General features: G+C 32.6%; 16 protein-coding genes. 8 read left to right on the forward strand and 8 right to left on the reverse strand.

All coding sequences use genetic code 11. The features are described from left to right. Window positions 1-2: 2 nt before the first annotated feature. The 8 genes from VK91_RS00325 to VK91_RS00360 form a co-directional block, all read right to left on the reverse strand. Entirely contained in the window at window positions 3-599 is a 597-nt protein-coding gene (locus tag VK91_RS00325) for a distal tail protein Dit (protein WP_048389752.1), read from the reverse strand. Next, window positions 599-6,925, reverse strand: coding sequence for a peptidoglycan DD-metalloendopeptidase family protein (locus VK91_RS22240; protein WP_053075662.1), 6,327 nt, complete (start codon window positions 6,923-6,925; stop codon window positions 599-601). Before VK91_RS22240 ends, VK91_RS00325 begins: the two co-directional genes overlap by 1 nt. A 165-nt stretch (window positions 6,926-7,090) precedes the next feature. After that, window positions 7,091-7,582, reverse strand: coding sequence for a hypothetical protein (locus tag VK91_RS00335; RefSeq protein WP_048389754.1), 492 nt, complete (start codon window positions 7,580-7,582; stop codon window positions 7,091-7,093). A gap of 65 nt (window positions 7,583-7,647) precedes the next feature. Next, the gene (locus VK91_RS00340) at window positions 7,648-8,646 is read right to left on the reverse strand and encodes a hypothetical protein (protein WP_048389755.1); all 999 of its coding nucleotides are present in this window, start codon (window positions 8,644-8,646) and stop codon (window positions 7,648-7,650) included. Window positions 8,647-8,679: 33 nt separating this feature from the next. Beyond that, the gene (locus VK91_RS00345) at window positions 8,680-9,435 is read right to left on the reverse strand and encodes a hypothetical protein (RefSeq protein ID WP_048389756.1); all 756 of its coding nucleotides are present in this window, start codon (window positions 9,433-9,435) and stop codon (window positions 8,680-8,682) included. After that, window positions 9,432-9,971 carry a hypothetical protein gene (locus VK91_RS00350; protein WP_048389759.1) on the reverse strand — a complete coding sequence of 180 codons (540 nt, stop codon included), beginning with the start codon at window positions 9,969-9,971 and terminating at the stop codon, window positions 9,432-9,434. The genes VK91_RS00345 and VK91_RS00350 overlap by 4 nt, the downstream gene beginning before the upstream one ends. 273 nt (window positions 9,972-10,244) lie before the next feature. Beyond that, window positions 10,245-10,721, reverse strand: coding sequence for a hypothetical protein (locus tag VK91_RS00355; protein ID WP_048389760.1), 477 nt, complete (start codon window positions 10,719-10,721; stop codon window positions 10,245-10,247). Window positions 10,722-10,795: 74 nt separating this feature from the next. Then, a complete protein-coding gene (locus tag VK91_RS00360; RefSeq protein ID WP_048389761.1) occupies window positions 10,796-11,299 on the reverse strand; it encodes a hypothetical protein in 504 nt (167 codons plus the stop codon). A gap of 214 nt (window positions 11,300-11,513) precedes the next feature. Between VK91_RS00360 and VK91_RS00365 the strand changes: the two genes are divergently transcribed. From VK91_RS00365 to VK91_RS00395, 8 genes are all read left to right on the forward strand, one after another. Further along, the gene (locus VK91_RS00365) at window positions 11,514-12,848 is read left to right on the forward strand and encodes a DNA sulfur modification protein DndB (protein ID WP_048389762.1); all 1,335 of its coding nucleotides are present in this window, start codon (window positions 11,514-11,516) and stop codon (window positions 12,846-12,848) included. Beyond that, window positions 12,841-13,827: a hypothetical protein gene (locus tag VK91_RS00370; RefSeq protein ID WP_048389764.1), complete on the forward strand. Its 987-nt coding sequence runs from the start codon at window positions 12,841-12,843 to the stop codon at window positions 13,825-13,827. The genes VK91_RS00365 and VK91_RS00370 overlap by 8 nt, the downstream gene beginning before the upstream one ends. 153 nt (window positions 13,828-13,980) lie before the next feature. Next, entirely contained in the window at window positions 13,981-14,445 is a 465-nt protein-coding gene (locus VK91_RS00375) for a hypothetical protein (protein WP_048389765.1), read from the forward strand. Window positions 14,446-14,493: 48 nt separating this feature from the next. Next, window positions 14,494-14,670: a hypothetical protein gene (locus VK91_RS22640; RefSeq protein WP_156181889.1), complete on the forward strand. Its 177-nt coding sequence runs from the start codon at window positions 14,494-14,496 to the stop codon at window positions 14,668-14,670. Further along, window positions 14,658-14,849, forward strand: a complete 192-nt coding sequence (locus tag VK91_RS00380; protein WP_048389766.1) for a hypothetical protein — start codon at window positions 14,658-14,660, stop codon at window positions 14,847-14,849. Before VK91_RS22640 ends, VK91_RS00380 begins: the two co-directional genes overlap by 13 nt. Before the next feature lie 94 nt (window positions 14,850-14,943). Further along, window positions 14,944-15,129 (forward strand): hypothetical protein, encoded by a 186-nt coding sequence (locus tag VK91_RS00385; protein ID WP_048389767.1) that lies wholly within the window; start codon window positions 14,944-14,946, stop codon window positions 15,127-15,129. A 217-nt stretch (window positions 15,130-15,346) separates the two neighbouring features. Next, window positions 15,347-15,877, forward strand: coding sequence for a hypothetical protein (locus VK91_RS00390; protein ID WP_004232545.1), 531 nt, complete (start codon window positions 15,347-15,349; stop codon window positions 15,875-15,877). A gap of 15 nt (window positions 15,878-15,892) precedes the next feature. Then, window positions 15,893-17,437 carry a flotillin family protein gene (locus VK91_RS00395; RefSeq protein ID WP_004232547.1) on the forward strand — a complete coding sequence of 515 codons (1,545 nt, stop codon included), beginning with the start codon at window positions 15,893-15,895 and terminating at the stop codon, window positions 17,435-17,437. The last annotated feature ends 30 nt before the right edge of the window (window positions 17,438-17,467 follow it).

Consider the following 17,467-nt stretch of genomic DNA (forward strand, 5'->3'; position numbering starts at 1 on the left):
GTTTAAAATTCACTCCATTTTTTAATGTTCGCATATAGCGCTCCCCAAGAATTATCAATTTTATCAATCGTCAAACCATTAGAAGTAACCTTCGTATTCAAAAAACTTCCTTGTTGAAAGCTATTCATGTCATCGATAATTTGATAGCCCATATTAGAATCTCTAAATTCCATATTGTTAAATTTAAATTCATGAGAATAAGTGTAGGGAGAATTACATCTAATACTTAATTCAACATAACCTTGCTTTAAACCATTATGTAATAACGCAGAATTGCCTTCTACAAGGGCGTATAATACTCTATTTGGATTATTGTCAAAAATTAAAGGTTTGTAATATGGTTGGAATAACCAGCGAGCAATTTTTCTTATATCGTGGTCATCGAGCCAATCTTCGAGATAAAAGGATAAGTTAAAAGAGAGTGGTTCATGTTCAACTCTTTGAAAATATGGTTTTTCATTATTAGCAATTTTTTTCTCAATAATTCTCCTTCTAGGGAGAAAGTTCTCTTCAAATAAACCTCCTCTTGACGAAGCAATTTGAATTCCCATATCTTTGGATGAAATGTTGTCATACATAAAATGAATAGATTCCAACATTACTTTCTCATTCCTTTCCTACGCAATAAATCATCATCAATCATTTTACTAAATCGATTTAAGTCGTTTTTGTCACCGTTCATTTTATCGATGTGGAAGTTTATCTTGATGTCACCATAAGTATCTCCATTACTAAGAGGATATTTTTGGTTAAATGGTGCAGATTTCAATAGGAGAGGGGATAGGTTATTCATGATACTATCCATTATATTGATTGAATTAAACAAACTTTGTGTATCAGCTTTATTCAACATAATTTCTTGAGGATGAGCTATAATAGCCTTTCCTCCTTTACCGTCTATTCCAATTCCCGTCCAATTCATGAAACCCCCAGAGTCAAGTGAGGCAATTTTTTTCTTCATTAATTCACGAGTTGTAAGATTATCAATCATATCTAATCTGGAATTAAAGAATGTTTTTAACTGTTGTATTTGTTCAGAAGAGTACTTATTTTTTATAGAATCAAATGTTACGTTTTCGGATATTTTGGAATCACTATTTCTGCCTTCTAAAGCAAGATTATCAGCTTTGTTTTTTAGCGCAATTTTAGTATTTGCATTTAAAGATGGTTCAGGTACAAGTTTCTCGTAAATAAATTTGCCTAACATAACTTTCATATCCGCATCAGATAGTTTACTTCCGTTTTCTTGTGTATTTCCTGAATTCTCATTGAAAAACTGCTCAAAAAAGCTGTTATATTTCCCGCCAAGCAAATTTTTATTACTATTAAAATACTCATATAATGAGTTCATTTCTGCAGGTGTAAGAACCTTTGTTGACTCATTAAAATTAGCACCATTTTCAGTAAATCGGGAATCAGCCTTATCGCGACCCTTTGCTGCAAATTTTTTTGCTATTTCACTAACGGCACTCTGATCCTGTCCTGAAACGTTTGGCAAAACTCGGTCATATAAGAACTTACCTAATAGAACTTGTAAGTCCGCATTAGATAAATTACCTTTAGATGTTTGAGGATTGGATAAATTCGATTCAAATGAACCATTATCTTTTGATTTTTGACTGTTATTAAATTTGTTTATTAAATCTAGAGCCTCTTCTAGTTCGAAAATAACATTGTCTCGGATAGAAAAACCTACAGCTTTCATAGTATCGTCTAATGCACCGCTAATTTCTGGTAGTGAGGCTTTTAATTTATCTCGATACTGATTGAAGTCTGCTTCTACATTATTTAAATGACCAGCGATGATATCTTCTCTCATTTTAGCGAATTCGCGTTCATTATTTAGTAAATTGTTATAATATGACTCCCAATATTCTTTTTCAAGATTAATTTTATTGACTAAATTTTCATGCTCTGACTCTTGTAGCTCTATCTTTTCATTTATTTCTTCTTCTTTTGATTCTAAAGCATCATTTAACGATTCTTTACGTAAATCAATTTCTCGGTTATGGCGCTTTTCCGCAATTGTTTTATCAATTTCATCTAACTGTTCTTGTAGACTTTTCCTCTTTGCCTTCGCTTCATAAGAATTATCTAAAGCTAAAATATTTAGCTTACTCTGTACATCATTCCGTTCACTTTCTAAATCGGAAATCTCCATATCATAGCTTCTTTGAGCTTCTTCTCGGTCAATGAGCCTTAGCTTATCTTCAACACTTTTTCTAAATAAGTCCATTTCTTCTTGCAGATTTTTCATGATTGTTTCATGTTTTTTATTTTCGCGCTCAATCTCTTCATCAAGTTGCTTGATTTGTTCATCTCGAAGTTCTTGATGATAATCTTTATATGCACTAATAGCTTTATCTGCAATTTTTTCTAGTTGTGCTTTTTTTGCATCGTCCTTTTGCTTTGTATAGTCTTTAATAGCTAACGTGGCATTTAAATAGCCATTATACTCTTCATTTATTAATTTTGTGATTTCTTTAATACGTTCAGCAGTGATATCACGCTGTTTTAATTCTTCTAGCAAATTATCTCTAGTTTCTAAATGCTGTTGCGCAATTCTTTCCTGGGCATTAATGATGATGTTTGTATATTTCTCATAATCTGCAGAACCTTCATCAAACATTTTACGAATCAATTCAGCTCGATTTATTTCGGATTCTATATTATTTATTTTCTCATCCGATTGGGTTTTGATATTGATTAAAATATCATAGTCACTATCTTGAATATCAACCTGTAACTCTTTCATACCGATCGTTAACTCTTCAATGCGTTCTTTCGCAGATTGTAAACCATCGCCATACCCTTTATTTCCATTTACTAGACTTTTTAATTGAGTAAGTTCATAAAGATTGGCATTCTGCTTTTCCTTCATCGCATTATTAATATTTACAAGTGATTTTACATACCTAGCAGAGGAAGTATCTAATTCTCCAAGTTTTGCTTTTTCATAGGCGATAACATTATCCTGAATTTGACGTTGTTCTTCATACTTTGACATGTAGGATTCAACTTTTTTTGAGCCTACATCCCAAATGGCAAAATCTATCTCACTATTGACATTGTTCAGTTCATGAAGACGTTGCGTATACTCATCAATAACCTTTTTTGAAGCAGTACCACTCTTAATAACGCCTTCCAGATAAGCAATTTCATTTTGGTTAATTTTCTTTTTATCATTTAAAGCAGCTGTTTGTCTGTCTAGCTCTTTACGATAGGATTCTGATGTGACAGTGAGTTTCCTTAATCTGTTATCACTAGTTTCCAATAAGTTATCAATCGTTGTCTTTTTGTTTTCAAAAGAGGAAAGATAGCTATCAATTATACCGCGCTCAAGGTCTTCTACTAAATCTTTTTGATTTAAAATCTGTTGCTGTAAACTCACTAATTCAGATTTTGTTTGATCAATAGCTTGTTGTGTCGTGTCAACGGCAAAGGATGTAGAAGATGTGGCTCCATTTTTGGCAGCGGTATAGTAACTTGTTGGATCTAAGCGTTGTCCGCTAGCATTCTTTACTTCGTAATGTAAATGTGGACCTGTCACTCTAGTACCAGAAGCACCAATATTACCTATTTGAGTGCCCACATCAACATAATCACCAATTTTAGCGATAGCTTTATCTAGATGGGCATAAAGATGTTTGAAATTGTTTGCATCTTGTACGACAACAATATTTCCATAAGAGCCGTCATAGCCATTTTTAATAGCATCACCACTAGCTATTATTTTGCCTGCAACATTCGCATCTAAGCGAGTTCCTTTAGAACCTGAAATATCCATGCCGAGATGAAAATCAGGTTTTCCTGAAATCGGGTCATTACGGCCACCATATGCACTAGTGATTTTGCCAGACCAACCGTGTAGATTAGTAGTTGTAGAAGAAGTGGTGGACTTGTTTGTTATATTACCTGTTTGCTGAATTTTCCCTGAGGCAATCTGATTTTTTAAAGAAGCCTCTTGCTGCTGCATCACACTAAGTTTTTGTTTTTCAAACTGAATTTGAGTTTCTAATGCTCTTCGATACTCACTAGAATGTTCTGGTAGTTTAGACAGTAATCTTTGTTGCTTTTCAATTCCGAGATTTAACTCTTCTAGTTTTTGTTTGTATTTATCGGTTATCCATAGAGCTTTTCCTTTTTCAGCGTTATCATTTTTTTGAGTAGTAGCAGACTTTTTTATTGAATTTTCATTCTTTTGAATAGTAGAAGTAAAACCATCAACCTTACCAATGTCAGTATTTAATTGACTAACTAGACTATCTAGTTCTTTAAGTTTATCTGAGTACTCCCCGTATCCAACATAGTTTCCTCTAGATTGTGAACCAGTCATAAGGAATCGTTGTTCACTCTCAGATAATGTTTCGCCGCGGCTGTGTTTTTGTTTTATTGATTCATATTTATCATATGTTGAACTACTTACTTTTTGAATAGCTTCTAGTTCATGTTTTAGATTTTCAATTCGCGCCTTCGAACCTGTAGCGGAAGCTAATGTCATTAGCTGTTCGGAATTTAGTTTTCCTTTACTAGCTAGTTGATAGGCTTTTAATAATGTGTTATTTGCATGATTTTCTGCTTGAATTGCTTTAATTTTTTCTGTACTTATTGTTATAGATTTACCTTCTTGATCAAGAAGCGAAGGATATAGTGTATTTAAGTTAATCATCGCTAGGTCACGGGAATTCAATACATCAACAAGCCGTTGTTCCTCGGCAGTTAAACTACTTTTATGACTAAGATTACGAATCTCTTCCTCGGAATAACCTTTTAATTGGTTTGTTAATATCTCATATTCTAATAATAGGTCCGAAGTATCGTTTACTCTTTTCTGTGAGACTCCTGCTAACTTTTCTTGAGTAGTCGTAAGATTCTTAACTTCATCTTTGAAGCCTTCTACTTTTGCTTTTGCTTCAGCAAATGTTAAATTGTTAACCTTCATTTCAACAGATAAATCTTTTTGTTTTTGAGTAGTATTTTCGTAATGTTGCTTTAAAGAACCCATAATACTTCCTACTTCTTTTTCACTTAAACCAAGCTTCGATAAATCAGTAGAAATACTGTTCATCTTATCTTTAGTTTTATTTGCCATCGATTCAAAAGTTTCAGAAGTAGCATTCTCCATATTCTGGAACGAACCTACTATTTCATTGATAACGGAACTGGCGTTTTCATTTGAAAATAATGATGTTAAAGAATTCTGTAAATTATCTAGGTCGTTTACATCGGCGGAAGCAATTAGCTGGGCAGCAAAACCTTCTGCATTGTTTTTAACACTATCCGTTAATCTATTATTCTCGTTGATAACATCAGCCATATTAGTAATATAGTCATTCTTTTGCGCTAATATTTCTCGTTTTAATTCTGCATCAGATTTGATAATAATATCTATTTGGCCTTTTGCGATAGTACTTAATTCTTTATAATAATTTGCTAGATTTGTGTTACCATCTTTTTCGGCTTTTGATTGTAATTTATCTAATTCTTTAATTTTCTTTTCAAAATCTTCAGCAGATTTAAGGAGAGGTTTAAAATTATCATCATAAAATTTAACATCACCTACAATGGAGGAACTGTTAGCTTGATGGCTAAGAATTCTTGCCGCTGAATCTATGTTTGAATTGTGTGAGTCCTCAAGGTCAGAAATTGACTTTTTACGAGTATCAATATCATCATTTCGCTTATCTTGGATTGCCTGATTAGCAATTTCTGCTTCTATAGCTTGCTGTTCCTTAAGCAGTCCAATTTTTACTTTCAAAGCTTCTGCTGAGCCAATAATCTTGTTACCAAATTCATCCTCTTGTGTAACAAGGTTAGGTAGAATCTCGCCAAGTCTATTAGAAATTTCTTGATATTCACTAATAACAGAAGGGTCTGTATTTCCCAATTCTATAGCATTTTCTAATTGATAATATTTTTCAAACTGAGTATCTATTTCACTAGCATTCGAAGTATATGCTTTTAATATTTCTTGTTCCTCAGTTTTTAGCTCTTCAATCTGTTTCTTTCTTTCTTCAAGTATTTTACCTATAATTAACCCACCAGCACTGATTGCGATTCCAATTGCATTGAGTCCAAATAATGCTCTACCAGCAAATGCAGTACCTGTGCCTAAAATATCTTCGCCAAGTGTTTTAAATGTAGAGGCGAGGCCAATGCCATCCATAATGGCAGAGGCAAATGCTGTGGAACTTAGACCCGCTTCAGCCGTATTTTTCCCAAATGCCACTATACTTTGGTTCATCTTTTCTAATTGGCTTGAAATATCGGAAATGCCTGCTATGTTTAAGCCTTCACCAAGCTGCATATTGCTCAGTTGGGTATTTAAATCAGTGATTTGAGATGCTAATTGTTCGAAGCCAGCAGTGTTTGCATAGGCTTTTTGAAGTTCGTAGATATTATATAAATTAGATTCTAAAGCCTGTAAATTTTGCTGTGTTTCTTCGATGCCATAGATTTTAAATTGGTTCGTAGCGATTGTTTCCATGTCTAATTTCATTTGTGTCACAAAATTTTTTAGAGAATGGAGATCGCCAGTAGGGATTTTGGACAGCTGTTTATAAAATGCACTAACATTTATTTTTAACTCATCAAATGTGTCATTAAGAGTATCAATCGATTTTATAGAATCCGAAATTTGCTGCTTGAAATCTTTGAAGATGGAAAGGGGAGCGGCGGTTTCAGTTCCTACATTTTGCAGTTTTAAAGTAAACGCTTCTATTTGCTGCTCCAATGCTTTTATTTGTTTCCCATACTCAATAAACATTTGAGTATTATGACCTTTAACATCTAAGTTGATTGTTAGATTAGGGATGTTTTTTAATTTTTTTATGTATGTAGATATATTTTGTTTAGAAATTTTATCGTTGATTCCTAGAGCGACTAAAAGCTCTGTTGGTTTTTTTTGTTCACCACCAGTACTCAATCGATTTTCCCTCCTAATTAAGACAACTGAAAATTCAGCTACTAATTTAAATTGGCAGCTGGATAAAATAATCAATCTTTCTTATATTTTTTATTAGGCATAAAATATTCAAATACCCTCCCAAAAAGGTAAGGGAGTAGTTCAAAATTCTAATTATCTTTATCATTATGTATTGAAATCAACAGTTTGTCCTTTTCGACTAAGCTCTTCTTCAAGTGCTAAATATTTAAAACTTAAATTTAGTCGCTTTTTAATTTCATCTAAAACATTAGAAATTTCTTGCATTGGGAACATTTTCAGCAGGAACATTTCGTACCAACCGATGTCAACTAGTTCATTCATAGTAGCAAAATGAAGTTCAACAGATTTATCTTTTAATTCAGCCTGTAAGTCAGTGAAATGTTTAATAATTAAAAATAAAATATAGTTATTTAATTCGCCATCATTTTTGAAAAAATCGAGCTTATGCTGCTCAACATAGGACATCGTATGGGATAGCTCATTTATTAAAATAGTTATTTTACGCTTACTAAATTTAGGATAGTAATAAATAAATTTTCCTTGATCTTTATCAATGAAAAATTTTTGCTTTTTATTTAATTCTTCAGCATTTTTTTGAATATCTGTTAATGTTAATTTCGTCTCACGTTTTGTCATAGTACACTCCTTTACTGAAATAAAAAAGAAAGGGTAGAAAAATCTACCCTTTTAAATTAATTAATTTATACAATATCTACAATAATTTTTTCACTGTAAGTACCATCAGTTACTTCAATAATAGTTTGATCATTAACTTTTGAAGAAGATCCTAAAGTAACGACTCCATCTGCACTTACAGATGCAATGGATGGAGACTTAGATGTCCAAGTTAAGTCTTTGTTTTGTAGCAACACATTGCTATAGCCTGCACCACGAATACCTAATACTGTAATAGGTTGTGAATCACCAGAAACTGTAGAATCTAGAACTACATGAGAAGGGTTGGCAGCAAGTGCTGTAAATTGCACTTTCTCTTCAGATAAATTACGAAGTTTGATATAAGCATAATTTCCTTTTTTATCAGCAAGCGAGCTACCAGCTAGGGAAGAAGAAGCAACACCTTCATGTGTCATTGAAATTTCAACAGCACCATTCGGTTTGAAGTTTGGTACTTCAATAATAACTTCCCCAGTTTTTCCATTATTAGATCGAATATCAACGTTTAATTCCATACGAACAGCTTTAGGGAATGAGTCGGCTGAAATTTCAATTGTATCCATCATTTCCTGAACAGCATAGATAACCTGGATCTCTTTACCAGCTAATGCAGGGACACTAATTTCCTTACCAGTTGGCGTATATTGTGTGAACGTACCGTTTAGTTGCTCCACATGTACCTTACCTAGAGGAGTTTCAGCTAATGTACCTTTACCTGTAGCATCAAGTAAAATAATTTCATCTGTATAATATTCAGCTAATTGATGATTGATTTCTGTTCCATTTTGTAAAGCAATATATGCAGTATCAAAAGCAGCATCTTCAATAGAGAATGTTAATTCCTTTTGGTAGTTTAGCTCGTATACCTTTTTAGAGCCTTTACCAGCATGAATTGCCTGTGTTTGAATAGCTTGAGTCATAGATGAGTTAAGTAATGTCTTACCATTTAAAATTAATTCACCTGTTAAACGGTCAAATAAACGAACATTTGCTACTGAAGTTAAAAATTGATTTTGTTGTGACATATAAATTACCATCCTTTTAGTTAAGTTTTTTTATTAACTAGGTTCAAGACCGAGTTTTTTCATTTGTTGATCAAATACTGATTTTGTAATAATGACATCTTCGTTTTTCTTTGGTTCGTCAATAAAGCCTAACCAATGGGGGAGATCTCGGTCATTTTTAAATTCGATCATCCCAGAATATCGTGCGTTAAGAATGGCATCGCTACTCACCATATAGTCCATACGAATTAAGCCTTTATGGAATTGATATAATGTTAAATGTTCAATCTCATGGTAGGGTAAGCCTGATTTACAATGATAAGCAATGATTTGTTGCTCAAAATCTGCCTGTCTTGTTTTTCTTTTAGCGATAAATGCACGTGCTTCTTGTATGGCTTTTTTTGTACCAGGATCGATAAATTCATCATCTAAATCAATAAGATTTTGTTCACTAATAATAGTTTTGATTTTGTCGAAATCACGCTCATTTAAAGTGACGCCATCCACAATGATAAGTACCATTCCTTTTTCATTCATTGAAATTTGTATTTCCTCAGTCTGAAAAACTAAACGGTATAATGAAATTAATTTATCTAGAATTTCCTGTCCACTATCATTTTGAGAGATAGTTAGTAAAAAAAAGAGGTAAGACATTCTAATGATTTCTGGCTGTTGAAAATCGTTTTTTGGCAAAAGTAAGCACTGTACAGCATCATAAAATTCGTCCGCGTCCTTCATTTTTACAGGATAAATATTTAATCCTTTATATAAAATAGGTTTCCCAAGAGCCTTTTTAGTATTGATGTTCATGATCTATAACCTGTAGGCTGTTGGCCTGAAGGCATAATGTATATCCAGCGATAACCTACAAAACCATGAGGTAAATTGTTGAGGGGAAGTCCACTATGGAATCGTAAATCTCCAAATTCTTCAATATCCTCTTGAAATAATATTTCATTTAACACTTCTCCGAGTTTATCAAGGCGAAAATCAATATTATTGGTAGAAATAGGTGTATAGATATCAAAAATGTATTGTTGTGTGCTTGAATAGGGATTATCAGTATATTGATTCACGCTTTTTAAATAATTTTTTTGAGGTAAACGAGGGCCTGTATATAAACAAATTCTACAATTGGATTCAGGCGTTAAATCCTCAGTTTTATCACCAATAACGATTAAATTACTAAGTATACGATCATTTTCAGGTAATTGAGATACATTTACTTTTAATTCATCAAGTGGATCATCTGATTGATCCTTTGGTATGTAATACAATAAACGAAGAAGGATTTCATCATTTATTAATGAGTGATAAAATTCAGTTATGTTTTTTACTATTTTCATTCTCCTTTATCCTCCTAAAGAAGAGTGGCATTTGAAGGTTTCATAATCAAATTTAATAGAAAAGGATTTTTAAATTATTTTATACATACAATGGCATCACCTACTTTCATTTATTATGGGAGATAATCATGCTAACTAATTATTTTTCTAAAGAACAAAGCTCTTTTCTTTTAAAAATGAAACCTTCATGATAGGTCTGTAAGATATAAAATTACATCTTACAGGCCTATTAGAAAAATTCATTTTATTATGTATTTTAAATTAATTGATCTATTAAATAGAATCTTCTTCTATATCTTCAATACCAAAGGCAATCGCTTCAAAGTATGATGTATTTGAAAATGTGTTATGTCTACTGGACCCTTTTTTAATTTCCTTTTGTTTATAGTGAGAGAGTACATAATTATCTTGTAATCGGTGTTGTAAACTTTGATTTTTTAATAATTTTGTTAACTCTCTACGCCTTTTATTACGCTTTTTAGCTTCCTTAATATACTCTAGATTTTCCTTTTCTAATAAAAGTTCTTCTCTAGTAAAATATCCCTTTGTTAAATAATAGCTAAGCATATCTAATAAAATAATCGTATTATGAGCCTGTGAGGTTGATCTTAAATAAAGTTCTAAAGAGATTTCTTCTCCTCTATAATTAATTGTTTCATTTTCTAAAATAAATCGTATGTATTGAACGCGATCTTTTATCGTAAGCTCTAAATTTAAATCAATGCTTGTATGAGGTAATTGTAATTTCATATGTTATCTCCTTCTACTTATTAAGGTGACTAGTGTAGGTTAAAATCCATTTTTTTCGCCCAAACGTATGTTCTTTATTTTTTGCATTTTTTGCATTGTGAATGAAAATGATCTTTACTACTACTATTTAAACTAAAGAATTCATCTGTAGCTGGGAGGACCTCATTGCACTTACTACATCTTTTAGTTATTAATTTTAATTTATTTATATAAACTGCTTTTCTCCATTGTCTATCATTTTCTTGTTTAATTTTTAGACAAATTGTATTAAATCTACTTCCAACAGTTTTAACGGGAATACCTAAAATTTTGCCTATAGAATAATAAGAGTAATCTTTCGTAATATACGCTAGTAACTTTATTTGCTCTTCATTTAAAGATTTTTTAATTAATCCATCTAAATCTGCAAATAAACTGATGACATCTGTATTCATTTTTAAGGAATTTGTTGCACATGCACCTTGATTTAAATTTGTATCGTCAATCGTCCCTCGAAAAGTTAACAACTCTTTTATGACAGTTAAATCAGATAGTACTAGTTGGTTATATTTTGTATCCTTACTTGTTTGAAAAGCCATGCTTATCCATCTCCCTTTATTTCCATATTTATGCTCTTATATTATAATAGTGCGGATTAATAAATCAATATTTTTAAATTAATTAATTTATTAAATCGAATTCAAGGTGCATAATTTAATTGGATAAATTAATTTAAAAACATTATAATGAAAATTATCTTGTGTAACTATTAAATTAATTCTTTTTAATTGGAAAAAAGAGGGGGATAAGAGGTTGAAGGTTGGGAAAACAAAAGATTTATTGATAGAAGATATTAAAACAAAAATTCCTTTATTGGTTCAAGACGACGCAATATTAGATGAAATTTCTATACAGCTTTATAAACACAATATAAGTATTGGTAATATTCTAGAATTAATCAATGACGAGAACAGACTCTATGAGGCAAATTTACAGGAGCTGTTGCTACTAGGGGAACAGCTTCATCTAAAATTTAATGAAACGGAGGAAGATTGGATAGCTGAATGGCTAAATACCTCAGAGGTTAAAGAGTTGAGACTTTACATAAAAGAGTCACCGTATGAAGAAACGATTATTTTACCCTATACTTTTGAAAATGTTCTTAAAACTGGTCACAATGAGTATGTAGCAGTAGTTCCTAATTCAATAATAGGTAAGCTTTGGATGAGTGGTATTACAAAGTATAACCCCAATATTCAAAGACAGGCAAAAAAGAAGAAAGTGAAAAATGGAATTATAGAGGTGATGAATTTAAATCCAAAATCTTTAAAAGAGATTGAAAAACAAACAGTAGAGGGTGATTTAATCACCTCAACTTTGCGCTACAATGCCAAAGTGGGCTCTGGTTTAGATGGAAATGAATTGATGTATGATAACCGTAATAGAACACTTACTTTATTAGAGGGGACCTCATTGGATGTTTTAGATGGAGCACATCGAACTTTCTCTATTTATAACGCCTATATGAAAAAAGCCGATTTAGAAGGGTCTATGATTGTTATTTTTTCTAATATGTCAGAAGCTCAGTGTAAACGAGTGCAGGTAGATATGGCAAAAGCAAATCCAATACCAAAACCACGATTACAGGAATTAGCTAAAGATAAACTATCAGATGAGGTAGTTATTGAATTAAAGGCCGAGGGAGAATTAAAAAGCAGAATTACATCGAACTCTAACGTGAAATATTCGTATGGAGAAGTTGTAACCTTTTCGGAATTATCAAATGCTATTGATGATAGCTTTAAAATTAACAATCGGCTTGAAGTTATTCATGTCGCAAAAATTATAAATGAATATATGATGTACCTTTTTGTATACTATAAGGCAAACTTAATGGATAAACATTCATTACTATTTAAGAGTAGGATGTTTATAGGACACATAGAATTGGCTGCTAGAATGTTTGAGAAAAATATTTCATTTGATCAATTAAGAAAGTACTTAGACAAAATTGATTTTACAATAGCTAATCCCTTATGGGAGGAAGTTGGAATTCTTAAATATGGTAATATCAGCTCTAGGAACAAAATGGAAATTCGAAAATTATTTCAACAATTAATACAAGAAGGAGGTGAAAAGGGTGCTTAAAGAAAACATATTAAACAAAGATATTAAGGAATGGTACCTAAAATCATTAGATGTACAAGATAACAGTCTTACCACCTATGTATCGTTATTTAATAAGGCAACATTATTGGAAAGCCAAAAGAATAAAGATATATTTGACATGAATAAAGCTGAGTTGGAGGAGTTATTTTATAGTTTAAAGTCTCCAAGTCCCCAATCTATTAGTGCATCTATCGGTTTTATTGGAAGATATATAGATTGGGCTATAATGAATGGATACACAGATAACCAGTCACAAAGGTTGCCAAGTATTATTGATATGGAATACTGTAGTAGATTTGTCTATAAGGCTTCAATTGTACGTTATACAAGAGAACAAATACTAACAAATATGAAGTTATTTGATGATCAAAGACATGCAGTATTTTTACTTTGTTTATTTGAAGGGATTAAAGGAGAAGGATATAGTGAAATTTTAAATTTAAAGATGGAAGATTTGAAAAATGATAACGGGATTTTCCTTGCAAAACTGACGAATAGTAAGGGCTATAATCGAATTATGCAAATATCTGAAGAGTTATACTGGCGTTTGGACAGATTAGATAAAATTTCTTCAACAAGTATACAGCCTAAACAAGGCCAAAAATATTTTTCCGAAAGTGCTTATATTTTTAAGAAAGCAAATGCGAAAGGAGAAGATATTCAGCTTAGGGCATCATTTGGAAACAGAGCTTTGGATTTAGCAAAATCAATTTTTGATAATAACAATTTGATAGCTAGTACTATTCAAGTTTCCGGTATGATGTGGTATATATGGGAATTACTTAAACATAATGAAGAGAAGATCATTAATAAAGAAGTGTTAGAGAGAGTTGCTAGTAAGTATGATACTGGATATGTGAATAAAGATAGCAAGTATGTTAGTTATTCTATCCTCCAACATAAATTGGATTTTGATTTTATTAAAACAAATTATGGTTTTGTTAATATAGAATTATAGAACTGGTGCATACCAGTTTTTTTATTTGGAAAAAATTACTGAAGGCTAAAATTTGTAAATATTCTCAAGTAATTAGCTTGTAAACGAACATCTGTTCGTGTTAATATGAATACAATATAATTAGTTTCATCTTCGTAGTAAGGAGGGATTTAAATGAATGATAAACATACAACTGCTATATTAGAGCTAGTTATTTATAAGGATAGTGATATCTCTTTAGAATTAATGAATAATTTTTATGGCAGTATTTCTAATGTAGTTTTAAATGATGAGGGAGGGAATGTTTTAGTTTGTGAATGTATGGATAGTTCTCTTTCTAGTTTAATTCTAATGGATAAGTGGAGTGATGATGAGATTGAGCTTATTAAGGGAATAGGTGAAGCAAAATTTATATACAAAAAATCTCAGGAAATAGGTATCCATTATGATAGCTTAGTACAGTTGGATGATCATCAAGATAATATTTATTGTGTTGTAGAATTCCAAGGTATTATTTATTTATATAATGGCCATCAAAGAAAATCCATTATCAATAACAATATTACCTGCCTGAAGAGTCTTAAAGATTATTTGAATGTTAACTATCCAAACCATAGAGTTTTGGAACGAATGAATTAAGTACCATTCTAATAATTAATAGATTGATTAATGCAAAAGGGGATTATGATGGAGAAATATTTAGTTAAAGAGTTTGCTTCTGAGATCATTGCGCAAACAAGAGGGAGAATAAGTAGGATAGATGCAGAAGCCCTAGCAATTGTTTACATAGCAAAAATGAAAATGATTTATCCTATCTATATCACATATGCATATCGTAAAGGAGTTAATATATGGAGAATTTGATTTCAAAGGACATTATTAGAATTATTAATCAAGGTAGAGCTATAGAAGATGAACAAAACTTAAAAGAGTGTATCAATAAATTTAAAAAGCTCCAAATGGAATTGCTTAATTCCATTTATTTAATTGAATGGTCGTATTTAGAGTTAGAAAGTAAAAGTGAGCAAACTCATTTACCTTAATGTTGAATCTAATTTTAGATAATTGATACAACTAATAGAAATGTTAAGTGTTGATAAAAGAGGTTCTATTCATTTAATGAAGGGAATGAGTTAAATGAAAATAATAAAAAATGATAAAATAGTTACTTTTAAGATTGATAGACATGCTATGGCATTAGGTTATCAAGAGATGGGTGATTTAAATTTGCAAATTGCAGTGGAGATGGATCATTTAGAATGGGAGGCATACAGAATAATAGAAGGTATAGTAGAAAAAACAAAAATTCTAGATATTTATTAATAATGCTTATGATTTTGAATAGAATGTATCAGGCAATCCTTAAGTGGTTGCTCAATCGTCTGTTAAAATAATTACATAACATAAAACTTAAAAATGAATTTATACATACAATTAAGGAGCATAGTAAATATATGCTCTCTTTTTATTTGAAAAATTTTGAAACTTTTCCTGAGGTACATCCGTATAGTAGGTAATATGATGAAAAGGGGTGAGCAACTTGACGCTATTTGGCTATTCACTCGAGCAGATCTTTTTGGTGGTTTTGATTTTCGCTGGCCTTGCCACAGTATTGGTTATGTTTTTTGGTGATGCAGTCGAAGGTATTGGGGAAGGACTACCCATTTTTAATCCGAGTGTCATTCTATCTTTCATTACGTTGATGTCAGCAGCAGGTTTTATTTTAGAAAAACTAGCCTGGTTCTCTAGCGTTTGGAACATCATTGCTGCATGTATCATCGGTGCTATTTTAAGTTCCATCTTTTATTTATTTGTTCTCGTTCCGCTACGTTCCGCTGATGTTTCTTTAGCTTATACAGAGGAATCGCTAGGCGGGCAATTAGGAAGAGTTATTGTGCCAATTCCAGTAGATGGTTTTGGCGAGGTTGTTATCGAAACGACAAGTGGCATGATTTCAAAACGGGCAACGGGCTATGATAATGAAGCCATTGACTATGATGAAACCGTACTTGTTGTGGATGTGAAGGACGGAACACTTTTTGTTAGAACGTACGAGAAAAAATTTGTTTAAAGGAGAGATATGTCTATGTCAACCGATATCTTAATTGTTTTAGGAATTGTAGCATTTGTATTAATTGCCCTAGTCGGCTTATATGTGACAAAGTATCGTACGGCGGGTCCTGATGAAGCACTGATTGTGACAGGTAGCTATCTCGGCTCTAAAAATGTACATAAGGATGAGTCGGGGAATCGCATTAAAATCATTCGTGGGGGCGGTACATTTGTATTCCCTATTTTCCAACAAGCACAGCCGTTAAGCTTACTTTCTAGTAAACTAGAAGTGACAACGCCTGAGGTGTATACAGAGCAAGGTGTTCCTGTTATGGCAGATGGTACAGCCATTATTAAAATTGGCGGTTCCATTTCAGAAATTGCGACAGCAGCAGAGCAGTTTTTAGGCAAGCAAAAAGCAGAGCGCGAAGGGGAAGCACGTGAAGTATTAGAAGGTCATTTACGTTCCATTTTAGGATCTATGACGGTTGAAGAAATCTACAAAAACCGCGATAAATTCTCACAGGAAGTTCAACGTGTTGCTTCACAAGATTTAGCAAAGATGGGTCTTGTCATTGTATCCTTCACGATCAAGGATGTACGAGATAAAAATGGCTATTTAGACTCACTAGGGAAACCGAGAATCGCACAGGTAAAGCGAGATGCTGATATTGCGACAGCAGATGCAGAAAAAGAAACACGTATTAAACGTGCAGAAGCGTCTAAGGAAGCACAAAAGGCAGAACTAGAGCGTGCGACGGAAATTGCAGAAGCAGAAAAAGAAAATCAATTAAAAGTAGCTGAGTTCCGACGTGAGCAGGATATTGCCAAAGCGCGTGCTGACCAAGCGTATGAGCTTGAAACTGCTCGTGCTAAGCAGGAAGTAACGGAGCAAGAAATGCAAATTCGCATTATCGAGCGTCAAAAGCAAATTGAATTAGAAGAAAAAGAGATTTTACGTAGAGAAAAGCAATATGACTCTGAGGTTAAAAAGAAAGCAGATGCAGATCGCTATGCAGTGGAGCAAAATGCTGCAGCCGAAAAAATGCGTGAGCTTGCACAGGCTGATGCGGAAAAATATCGTATTGAATCATTAGCAAAAGCAGAGGCAGAGAAAATTCGTTTGGATGGTCTTGCCAAAGCTGATGCAGAGCGAGCACAAGGGGAGACGGAGGCTGATATCATTCGTCTACGTGGTCTGGCTGAAGCTGAAGCTAAACGTAAGATTGCCGAAGCCTTTGAATACTATGGTCAAGCAGCTGTACTGGATATGGTTGTACGCATGATGCCAGAGTATGCAAAAGAGCTTGCAAGTCCACTTGGCAATATCGATAAGATTACAGTGGTCGATACTGGTGGTGGAGAGGGAAGTGGTGCGAATAAGGTGACATCTTACGCAACCAATTTAATGTCTACACTTCAAGAAACATTAAAAGAAACTTCTGGTCTCGATGTAAAAGAGCTGATCGAGAGCTATGCTGGGAAGCACACATTGCGTCCAGAATTAGAGCAGATTGCTTTAGGACTTGAAAAAAAGCAAGCACCTGAAGAAACGAAAGAAGCGGTAGAACAATCCTAACAAAAAACGACCTGATGATCTCATCAGGTC

Source organism: Lysinibacillus sp. LK3, from assembly GCF_001043675.1.
In the GTDB taxonomy this organism is placed as follows: domain Bacteria; phylum Bacillota; class Bacilli; order Bacillales_A; family Planococcaceae; genus Lysinibacillus; species Lysinibacillus capsici.